Below are 9,382 nucleotides of genomic sequence, written 5' to 3' on the forward strand. Positions count from 1 at the left end.
CAACCTTAATTTATCATTTGATTAGTTCTAACCGAATCCAAATGAGCATCAAACGCCGTCACTTTCTAATTTTTGGCAGTCTGGGCGCCCTAGGTTTGGCCGGAGTCTCGAAAATGCTTCAGCTTCGGACTTCCTGGGGTAAAGACGCCAATGCTGCTGAGCCTTCTAACCTTGAGGCGCAAAGGGCGATCGTCCCATTGCCGGCCTCACCGCCTATTTTACGCTTTATTTCGGTAGCCGACACCGGTACCGGCGCTGAAGGTCAGTATGCTGTGGCTGAGGCGATGGCGCAATATCACCGGGAAAATCCTTTTAATTTTGCTGTTCTCGCCGGTGACAACATCTACAATAACGGCGAAATTGAAAAAATTAATGCTGTTTTTGAGAAGCCTTATCAGCCGTTATTGCAGCAAAACGTTAAATTTTATGCTTGTTTGGGAAATCACGACATTCGCACTGCTAACGGCGACCCGCAAGTTAAATATCCGGGTTTTAATATGCAAGGTCGCTACTATACTTTTCGGCGCGATCCGGTACAGTTTTTTGCGTTAGATACCAATGATAATGCGGATTGGAAAAATCAGCTTGTTTGGCTGGAAAAAGAGTTGAGTCAAAGCACTGCACCGTGGAAAGTTGTGTTCGGCCACCACCCGATTTATTCCTCTGGCGTGTACGGCTCGAATCAATCTTTTATTAAGACTTTTACGCCTTTATTTCAAAAGTACGGCGTCCAGGTTTATATCAACGGACACGAGCACAGTTACGAACGCACCCGCTCGATTGACGGTACAACTTATTTAATTTGCGGTGCTGGCGGGGGCACTCGTCCCGTGGGACGTTCTGAGTGGACTGAGCATTCTGCGACGCGCCTGAGTTTTGCGACGTTTGATGTCTATGAAGACCGGATGTTTGTCAGTTCTATCGGTACTGACAACCGGGTTTTTGACCGGGGAGTGCTAAAAGTGCGATCGGCTTAATTCACATTATAAGCTGTTGCGCATTTAAATTGGATATTTGGGGCGGCGTCGGAGCAACACCCCACTGATTGTTTGATTATTTATTGACATACAATTTAAATGGAGAACAGCTTATTCAGGAGCCAACAATATGAATAGGGGTTGTAGAGCCAATAAAACGGGTTTGGTTTTAGAAGCAACTGTAGAAGGTACGTTGAGAGGTCACGGATATCTCGAAATATGTCCCGAGTTGCCGAAAAAGCGCAAGCGAGATTGGCTCTTACTCTCTGCGGCAAATCCCAAGCGATATGCTAGACAGGTTTATATCGGTTCTAGCATTTATGAAACTGAAATAAATGTCGATTTTTATATTGTTGGTTCCGGTTCGTTTCCTCTCGGTCTAATTGTTGAGTGCAAGTGGCAAGAAGATAAAGGTTCCGTTGACGAGAAGTATCCTTATCTCAATTTAAATATTAAAAATTGCTATGGGGTGCCAACTATTGTGATCGTGGGCGGTGACGGTATGAGGCAAGGTTCGATCGACTGGTTTAAAAAACAAATTCCCGACAATCAAAATCTGTTGGGAGTTCACAAGCTCGAAGCCTTTATTACTTGGGCTAACAAACATCTGTAATCCAGAGACCTGAATTGCATTCCTTCGGAAACTATCAGGAAATGCATCTGCGTTTATCGTCGGTTGCATCTGAAGAGCATCTGCGGTTGACCGATCGAGCGAAGATGTATGCAATTGCTCGTCTAGGAATTACGCATCAAGATTTGTCCGTAACCGATCGCGATCGGGCTTTGGATCTTCCCTACAGTTGCATTTTTTGGGGAAACTGCTATTATTTACGGTAACGCAGCATTCGGATATTTTTATATTTTTGAATAAAAAAAAACGCCTTTTTTTTCTGGTTAAAAGCTTGACTTTGACAGTTTTGGGAAGTATAATTTAATAATGGGAATAGTGACAAAAATAAAATTTAACTCACCACTCCCATTATCTAAAATATACCCCGAAAGTCTAGAAAAATCAATAGGTAATAGTTCCTTTTTTTTGCCGATTTTTTGACCCAGTTTCTGGGATTTTTTTGTTTAGTAGTTAAAAATATACGAAGAAACCGGGTTGATGAGGTCACAGTTTCAGTGTTTATACATGAGGCGATCAACCCGGTTTCTACAAGTTTTCCTAGGAGTAACTATAAATATAATAAACCGGGTTTCTGAGGCCAAAGGCTGCCGTACATAATATGTTTAGGTAAAGACTTTGCTTAAATGTTTATTGAAAATGAACTTATTAATAATTCCTTGACATTGCCGCGCTTGCAACTCTTAGAATTAATTCCCCTAGGAGCTGATATTTCAATGAGTTTTGGGAGAGGAACTCTTTGAAAAGCTTGACTATCGCTGTAGATGTCTTTGATGAAATCGCAGTTAGAATTAGATAGCATGACTTTGACGCCCCGCTCGGCAAGTTCTACAAAAACATCTCTTAGTTTAAGCTGTTCGGATTCTTTGAAATTATCTCGGCTGTAAGCGGTGAAGTTACTTGTGGCACTGATTGGATAATAAGGCGGGTCAAAATAAACAAAGTCTTCGCTGCTTGTAGCAAAATCCAAAATTAGATCGAATTTTCTCACTTCAATTTTAGCGGGCGCGAGTAAAGATGAGACCGATCGCAATAAATCTACTTGACAAATGTTAGGATTTTTGTATCTGCCCATCGGAACATTAAATTGACCTTTGGAGTTTTCTCTGTAGAGGCCGTTGTAACAAGTTTTATTGAGGTAAATCAGGCGCGCTGCTTTTTCTGTAGCTGTGTTGTAGGAGCGCGATCGCACCGAGTAATAATAATCAAGATTGTCCTTGGTGTGTTCTGAGGCGTGCTCTGCCAAAAGCTCAATTAGCTCCTCAACTCGATCCCTGACACAGCAATAGGCGTTAATCAACTCAGGATTAATATCTGTTAACACAGCTTGCAAAGAAGGCTGCTGCTGTGCTAAGTAAAAAAATACAGCTCCGCCACCCAAAAAAGGCTCGTAGTAAGTGGTGAACTTTTTAGGAAAATAAGGTTGATATTGTCCAATCAACCTAGTTTTGCCTCCGGCCCATTTCAGAAAGGGACGCGGCAATACGAAAGAAGGTGCGGCAGCAGACATTTATCTATAAATAACAGCCTTATAATGTTTATCACAACTCGAACTCAATAGAAATACTTCTCTCATCGATCGCGCCCTGGTCGCGTCCCGGGATTAAACAGACAGCGCCCGATCGCACGACCAAAAATTTTCGTTAGAATTATATCTGTTAGCATCGCCCTTGAAGAATGCTCGATCGCCCGATCGGCAGATTTAGCTCCGGCTGTGCCAAAATTGTCTAACTCGCTCACAAGTGTTACCAGTCAAAGATCGAGCTGTAACACTTTACCCCACCTGTGCTCATGCAAGATTTCATTAATAACGTCTCTCGCTACCCCCGTTTTTTGATTACTGTCTGTCTCGGAATCTTCTTTTTTCTGTTCGAGCGACTCAAACCTCTGCTCGATCGACCGGCAACTGCGATCGCCCTGATTACTTCGATTGTAGCGACTTTTGTCTTTCTAACTTTTACACTGCGCGCCATGTTAGGCCTGAGTCCGGTTTAAAGGCCAAATTGCTGCGTAAAAAAGCCGGCGAACTCTGACAAGCTAGAGCGCATAGACGAACCCGACAAAAGGTTTGGTTTGGGGAAATTGCGAATTTTGACTTAAAAGTTAAAACACCAACTCCCGAATTAGCTGCAACTCGCTCGTGGCGATCGCACACTTGACAATAGTGGTTGCGATAGATTGGAAGAGGAACTGAGTAAGCTAGTTACATCAGCGCTCAGAGACTGTGGCGCAGGCAAACATTACCTCCCGTGCAAGACAAGCGTTTCTGACAATCAACACAACTGGGGAAATATTGCATCTCTGTTTCCCCGATTTCCGACTTAATCCTTAGAAAGCGGCACACCCCGCCCCGCTTTCCTCTCCCGTTAACCTGACGGTATCACGAGAGTTTCCAGCGGACAAGACAGATGAAATTTGAACATATCTATCAATTTTTTCAAGACCCCCCTCCTGTTTATCTAAACAAGGAACTAGCAGTGTGCTACATTCTCTCGGTGTTATTGCGCGGAGATTCCTACGGTACAGAACTCATCGGACAACTAGAAAGGGAATTCCCCATCTACCGACTTTCGGATACCGTCCTCTACAGCGCTTTGAAATTTCTCGAAGATGAAGCCGTCATCACCGGTTACTGGAAAAAAGTAGAAGGACGCGGCCGCCCCCGCCGGATGTATCAAATCCTGCCCGAGTGGCGGCACCAAGCTCAAGACCTGGCTCGTCTCTGGATCGAGTACATCGGTCAGGGTAACGGCGGGTCAGGGCGTCGGCCCCGCGCCTTAGAAACTGGTCACACGGGTTAGCCGGCGTTGGAATCGGATGCCTAAACCCTTGAGATGCTGGCGCTACTAGCAAAGCGAATTGCCTTCCTGCCTTCGCTTTGCCAGCATCGCCACACAGCGATGAGAGCAGCTACACTACGTCAGGACTTACGCATTGTCACTTGAGAATTATGGATGATGGGGAGATATGGGAATTTAGTGATGGGGAGAAAAACGTCTTGCTACAGAGCTTTCTGCGAATTTTGTTAAAAAAGTGTGTGCGTAAGTCCTCGATCGCTTTCGTCTGTAAACTTATGTAAAGTAATAGTAGATAATTTCAATTACACAAACTTCTACCGATGGATACTACTGTTCTTTCTTCAACCTTTGTGATGACGCTGCTGCTGGCTGTTGGCTTGTTTTTCTTCATCAAGGCCTCAGTCAAAGATCGCATCGAACAGGTCAAGCTTGCTTCCGAGAGCGCCCAAGAGTCACTGTTAACCCAGCTACAAGAGTATTTTGCTTCTAGGGCTTACCGAGTTGCAGCCGTTGATGCCCCCAACTATAAAGTCACCTTTGAGGGTTTTGTGCGGCCGAGTTGGTTTTTAGCTATCTTTTTAACCCTGTTGAGTGCAGGCGGGGCTCTCTGCTTGGGACTGGTTTTGGGAATGCTAGTACCTCAGCAAGGTCAAATTTTCCTAGGTTTGGTACTGCTGTCGCCACTGACGGGCGTATTTTACTGGAAAAAAGCTGGACGTTCCGAGCAAGTTTCCCTCAAACTCGAATCAGTTGCTGACTCGGAAGGCCCAACTAAAAGCTTTGTGACTGTCAGAGCTCACCGCGACGAACTAGCAACTATGCAAAAAGCTTTAAATTTGACACCGCTGGAAAATTAAAAGTTTGGTGCGGAACGTTTTTTGATATGCTAGATGCCGTGCTTCGACTTCGAGCAGACGAACGGATGACTGCTTGTGGCTCTCTCGGAGAACCCGAAAGTTCGATCGACTGGCACAGTCAAACGATTTTCCATTTTTCGATTTTCCATTTTTCGATTTATTCCACAGATGAATCTGGGAGCTTTAATTTTCGTCCCCAATTTGGGGTGGCTCGCGACTCGATATCCGGGCTTGTATCCGTTTTTGGGCCCAGTCAAAACAGTCAAACGATTTGCGATTTTTGATTTGAGATTTATTCCACAGATGCATCTGGGAGCTTTAATTTTCGTCCCCAATTTGGGGTGGCTCGCGACTCGATTCCGGGTTTGTATCCGTTTTTGGGCCCAGTCAAAAAAACCATTATCCTGAGAGTGCCAATTGTGCCGATCGCCCTTTCAAGGGCGATCTCTCCTGTGGCGATGGCTCCTTATACCCTAACTTCCCAAGGACTTTTCGCCTAAATTTCAGTTGGCACTCTCCAGACAATGAGAACTATCGCGCTTTTGTTAAAAGAGCTATAAAAACATTGCTGTCAATGTTTTGAGCTAAACATTTTGAGCTATGCGCGACTGGCGGACACCACAGGAATTTTTTCTGCGGTTGCTTCCAGCATCACCTTTAAGCTGGGAAACAAGAAATGGTTCTCTTCTACGTATTGGGCTCCAAATAAACCTTTTTCAGCCCAGAAGTATCTGTCGGTGGTATGCTCGTTACGCTTGACCAACAGTAAAGCTGGGGGAGCAATGCCTTCGGCATGGATGAACTTGCGAGCCGCTGTTACGGGTTTATCTTCGCCGCTCTCGATGCTATATTGAGGCACACACTCTAAAATTCTGCGTCCTTCTTGTCGGCGGCGACTTTTGCGTTTGCGTCTCCTGGCCAATTTCTTTACCTCCTCTGTGAGCAGACAGTATGAGCAGACCGGTTTTGACATACTCCCCATGTCTAAACGCATGGGGATTTGGGATTCCAACAGCTTTCTTCAAGCACAGCTTGTCTGATCTTGCCGAGCATCCTCGGTTGATGCCCCAACCTATTTGAGATTTTTTGAATTATAGAGTTGAGACCTGATTTTTACATCTGGCGAATCAACAATATATAATTCAACCATCAAAGCCGTCCCGATCGGACGGGGCTTTAGATCCAATTTTTAGGTAATCATAGCTACCAAATCCGAGGCCAGTATATCCGTTCTAGCTCCAAAAATCAACTGTTTTTAATATATCGACATAATCTTAACACTTTTGTCGATCGACAAAAGTGTAGCGGTTGTGGTATGGTGGCCCGAAACAGAGAGGGCAAAAGCCAAGAAGAGGTAGATGTGGAAGCTGCGGGGACGAGGCTGTGAGGCAATTTTGGTTCGTGAGAGCCGATGGATCTTCAACTCCGGCAGCCTTCAACCAAAGGAAGAAACCTCAAATCTCAAAGTCTCTCATCTGTAATCGGCGGCTGACCAGTTGTAATTTACTTAGAATTCCGTTAAAGATCTTAATGTGGCGCTCATGTTAATGCCAGCCAGTTCAGAATTTGTCAAGCTTTGCCGATCGCAAGTAGCGATCGCCGTCAGTTTGGGCGCGACATTCAGCGCGGTATACCTGACACAAGAGCTGGTATCCGGGAGCGAGGCAAAGTTGGTGCCGATCGCGGTTTACCCAGAAACCTCAGTCGAATCGGCAGAAAATCAGGGCTTGAGGCTGCAATCGGCTGCAAGCTCGACAGCCAAACCGGTGCCGCGGCTGCTGGCGCCGCCGGCTCTGCCTGTGGAAGAATTAACGGTGGGGGCGATCGCACCCGAACCACTTCCGGGTTTTGAAAACCGGGACGATCGGTGCCAAGGCCCGGAGAACCTGTGGCAGCAGCGCCGGCAAATAGTGACGCCTCTGATACACGAGGGAGCTGTCATGGGTCTCCTGGTCAGCGGTAGGCAAGACAGGGCTTGGAACGATCGAGAGGAGGCTCAGATGCAACAAATTGCTCGCAGCTTGGCCCTGGCCTGCATTTTAGACCAGCGATCGCAGTGGATGCAGCAGGAATTGGGATCTTCTCGCCAAATCCAGGCTCAAGTTTACGACACGATGCATAATTTGCTGCACCAGTTCAAAAGTCCGCTGACAGCGTTGCGAACTTTTGGCAAACTGTTAGCGCGCAGGTTGGTACCAGAAGACAAAAACCGCAATGTGGCTTTTAGTATTGTCCGAGAGAGCGATCGGCTCTCTGAATTGCTCGCCCAGTTCGATCGCACCGTTGACACCGGCGAAGCAAATCTGAGACTCCCATCTGGCACTTCAGAAACAGCAACCTCCCATGTAGAATTAACCAGGCATTCTCCTCTGTCGCTGTCACCTGCGGCCAATTTAGAGAAATCCTGTTTTGTGCCATTAGTCTTAAAACCGCTGTTAATTTCCGCTCTTGCGATCGCCTCTGAAAGGCATCTGTCATTACTAGCCGACATTCCGGCGGATTTGCCGCCAGTCTCGGCGAACGATCGAGCTTTGCGCGAAGTGTTGAGCAATTTAATTGACAATGCTTTGAAATATAGCCCTGCCGGCCGCCAAATTTATATTAAAGTAAGCTACGAGGCGAACCACCGCCCGCTGCCTGCCGTAGCAGTTGCAGTCAGCGACACCGGTTCCGGCATTCCACCCCAGGATTTAGAGCATTTATTTGAGCGGCACTACCGGGGAGAAAAAGCCCAGACAGAAATTCCCGGTACAGGATTGGGTTTGGTGATAGCCCGCGATTTAGTCCGCCAAATGCAAGGAGAAATCGAAGTATTTTCCCCAGTAAATCCGGAATGGCTGCCATCTGCGGAAGCTCATTTATATCCAACCGATAGTGGCACTACATTTGTCGTTTGGCTGCCGGTGAAAAAGTAACAAAATCTATCACTGGGAGACAATATAGCCCCGAGCAAGTGATTTTTTTCAAGCACAATCAATCACCAATCACCAATCACCAATTACCAATTACCAATCACCAATTTCCAATTTCCAATTTCCAATTACCAATTCCCAATCACCAATTTCCAATTACCAATTCCCAATTCCCAATTCCCAATTACCAATTACCAATTCCCAATTACCAATTCCCAATTCCCAATTCCCAATTCCCAATTACCAATTCCCAATCACCAATTACCAATCACCAATTACCAATTCCCAATTATCAGACATACCTCACCATTAGGAAAAAGGCTATATTTATGAAGCATCTGCCTTTATTCGATCAAATTTCCAAGTTGGCAACTCTTTTAGAATTCCTCAAACAAAACTTTTTTAAAGTACCGTTTTTAGCTGCTTTCAACACTCTGACTGTCCTGATTTTGGGCGGGCTGAGCCTATACGCCAAACTCAACAACCAGGGAGACGGAGTTGAACGTTTGTTTAGCGATCCTTTTAATTCCTGGTTCCCTTACGAAGGCCTTCTCACCGGAGTTTCCGAAGTTTTATGGTGCATCCCAGTCGCAATTTGTGCATTTACTTTCGGAGTGCTGCGCCAAAAAGAGCCGCGCAGTCGATCGGCAATATTTTTCTTTTTTAGTGCTTTACTGCTGGGAGTCTTTTTCCTGGATGACAGGTTTCGGATGACTTTGATTCTTTCTCGGTTGGGAATATCTAAGAAATTAATTTATTTGTGTTATGCGACTGCTGTTTTCCTTTACGGAGTTAAGTTTTGGCGGTACATCAAAACCACTCCTTACCTGCCATTAGTTGCAGCATTTATTTTGTTTGCTATCTCGCGGTTTGAGGATATTTTAGGCTCTCGAAGTCTCGGAGTACACGCGATGCTAGAAGATGGCACTAAATTATTAGCTGTTCTGAATTTAGCTTTGTATTTTTGGCACGTATGTCATCAGGAAGTTGGGCGGCATTTCCAGCAGAGCGAACAGCGTTAAATTCACGTTGAGATGATATATAATATCATGTCCAGTGGATTGACCACAATAAGATTGGTTGGTAGTGCGCCCGAAAGTCTGCTCTGGCTGCGGACTTTCGGGCGCACTACCAACCGTTTTTGTGATGGTAATCGACCGGACATGATATGAGTGAGGTACAGATTGTAATCGGTAATTGCTAGGCTGGC

Annotated in this window: 13 protein-coding genes; 9 read left to right on the forward strand and 4 right to left on the reverse strand. The window is 45.6% G+C overall.

The window, feature by feature from the left end; genetic code table 11:
• The first annotated feature begins 41 nt into the window (after positions 1-41).
• From QUB64_RS30795 to QUB64_RS30805, 3 genes are all read left to right on the forward strand, one after another.
• A complete protein-coding gene (locus QUB64_RS30795) occupies positions 42-977 on the forward strand; it encodes a metallophosphoesterase family protein (RefSeq protein WP_333278502.1) in 936 nt (311 codons plus the stop codon).
• Positions 978-1,107: 130 nt separating this feature from the next.
• Positions 1,108-1,590: a PD-(D/E)XK nuclease superfamily protein gene (locus QUB64_RS30800; protein ID WP_333278504.1), complete on the forward strand. Its 483-nt coding sequence runs from the start codon at positions 1,108-1,110 to the stop codon at positions 1,588-1,590.
• A 41-nt stretch (positions 1,591-1,631) separates the two neighbouring features.
• Positions 1,632-1,814 (forward strand): hypothetical protein, encoded by a 183-nt coding sequence (locus QUB64_RS30805; protein ID WP_333278507.1) that lies wholly within the window; start codon positions 1,632-1,634, stop codon positions 1,812-1,814.
• 413 nt (positions 1,815-2,227) lie between these two features.
• On the opposite strand, the gene QUB64_RS30810 is transcribed toward QUB64_RS30805, so the two are convergent.
• Positions 2,228-3,115: a DNA adenine methylase gene (locus QUB64_RS30810; protein ID WP_333278509.1), complete on the reverse strand. Its 888-nt coding sequence runs from the start codon at positions 3,113-3,115 to the stop codon at positions 2,228-2,230.
• 62 nt (positions 3,116-3,177) lie between these two features.
• Positions 3,178-3,345 (reverse strand): hypothetical protein, encoded by a 168-nt coding sequence (locus QUB64_RS30815; RefSeq protein ID WP_333278511.1) that lies wholly within the window; start codon positions 3,343-3,345, stop codon positions 3,178-3,180.
• A 51-nt stretch (positions 3,346-3,396) separates the two neighbouring features.
• On the opposite strand from QUB64_RS30815, the gene QUB64_RS30820 reads away from it, so the two are divergent.
• The 4 genes from QUB64_RS30820 to QUB64_RS30835 all read left to right on the forward strand — a co-directional run bounded on the left by QUB64_RS30820 (position 3,397) and on the right by QUB64_RS30835 (position 5,760).
• Positions 3,397-3,600, forward strand: a complete 204-nt coding sequence (locus QUB64_RS30820) for a DUF751 family protein (RefSeq protein WP_333278513.1) — start codon at positions 3,397-3,399, stop codon at positions 3,598-3,600.
• A gap of 413 nt (positions 3,601-4,013) precedes the next feature.
• On the forward strand, positions 4,014-4,406 hold the full coding sequence (locus QUB64_RS30825; protein ID WP_333278515.1) for a PadR family transcriptional regulator: 393 nt from the start codon (positions 4,014-4,016) through the stop codon (positions 4,404-4,406).
• Positions 4,407-4,723: 317 nt separating this feature from the next.
• Positions 4,724-5,260, forward strand: coding sequence for a cofactor assembly of complex C subunit B (locus QUB64_RS30830; protein WP_333278518.1), 537 nt, complete (start codon positions 4,724-4,726; stop codon positions 5,258-5,260).
• Between the two features lie 341 nt (positions 5,261-5,601).
• A complete protein-coding gene (locus QUB64_RS30835) occupies positions 5,602-5,760 on the forward strand; it encodes a hypothetical protein (protein ID WP_333278520.1) in 159 nt (52 codons plus the stop codon).
• A gap of 98 nt (positions 5,761-5,858) precedes the next feature.
• Here QUB64_RS30835 and QUB64_RS30840 read toward each other — a convergent pair whose 3' ends face one another.
• On the reverse strand, positions 5,859-6,182 hold the full coding sequence (locus tag QUB64_RS30840; protein ID WP_265233835.1) for a DUF3155 domain-containing protein: 324 nt from the start codon (positions 6,180-6,182) through the stop codon (positions 5,859-5,861).
• 625 nt (positions 6,183-6,807) lie between these two features.
• On the opposite strand from QUB64_RS30840, the gene QUB64_RS30845 reads away from it, so the two are divergent.
• On the forward strand, positions 6,808-8,175 hold the full coding sequence (locus tag QUB64_RS30845) for a GAF domain-containing sensor histidine kinase (RefSeq protein WP_333278523.1): 1,368 nt from the start codon (positions 6,808-6,810) through the stop codon (positions 8,173-8,175).
• Between the two features lie 38 nt (positions 8,176-8,213).
• Positions 8,214-9,194: a hypothetical protein gene (locus QUB64_RS30850; protein WP_333278525.1), complete on the forward strand. Its 981-nt coding sequence runs from the start codon at positions 8,214-8,216 to the stop codon at positions 9,192-9,194.
• 2 nt (positions 9,195-9,196) lie between these two features.
• Here QUB64_RS30850 and QUB64_RS30855 read toward each other — a convergent pair.
• Positions 9,197-9,382 (reverse strand): hypothetical protein (locus tag QUB64_RS30855; protein ID WP_333394310.1); only part of this gene is annotated, 186 nt, incomplete at its 5' end.

Origin of the sequence: Microcoleus sp. Aus8_D2, from assembly GCF_036702665.1 — a bacterium.
GTDB lineage: Bacteria > Cyanobacteriota > Cyanobacteriia > Cyanobacteriales > Microcoleaceae > Microcoleus.

Coding starts and splice junctions, on each gene's coding strand:
- QUB64_RS30820 (WP_333278513.1), top strand. CDS start 3,397: ATGCAAGATTTCATTAATAACGTCTCTCGCTACCCCCGTTTTTTGATT.
- QUB64_RS30800 (WP_333278504.1), top strand. CDS start 1,108: ATGAATAGGGGTTGTAGAGCCAATAAAACGGGTTTGGTTTTAGAAGCA.
- QUB64_RS30810 (WP_333278509.1), bottom strand. CDS start 3,115: ATGTCTGCTGCCGCACCTTCTTTCGTATTGCCGCGTCCCTTTCTGAAA.
- QUB64_RS30830 (WP_333278518.1), top strand. CDS start 4,724: ATGGATACTACTGTTCTTTCTTCAACCTTTGTGATGACGCTGCTGCTG.
- QUB64_RS30845 (WP_333278523.1), top strand. CDS start 6,808: ATGCCAGCCAGTTCAGAATTTGTCAAGCTTTGCCGATCGCAAGTAGCG.
- QUB64_RS30805 (WP_333278507.1), top strand. CDS start 1,632: ATGCATCTGCGTTTATCGTCGGTTGCATCTGAAGAGCATCTGCGGTTG.
- QUB64_RS30825 (WP_333278515.1), top strand. CDS start 4,014: ATGAAATTTGAACATATCTATCAATTTTTTCAAGACCCCCCTCCTGTT.
- QUB64_RS30795 (WP_333278502.1), top strand. CDS start 42: ATGAGCATCAAACGCCGTCACTTTCTAATTTTTGGCAGTCTGGGCGCC.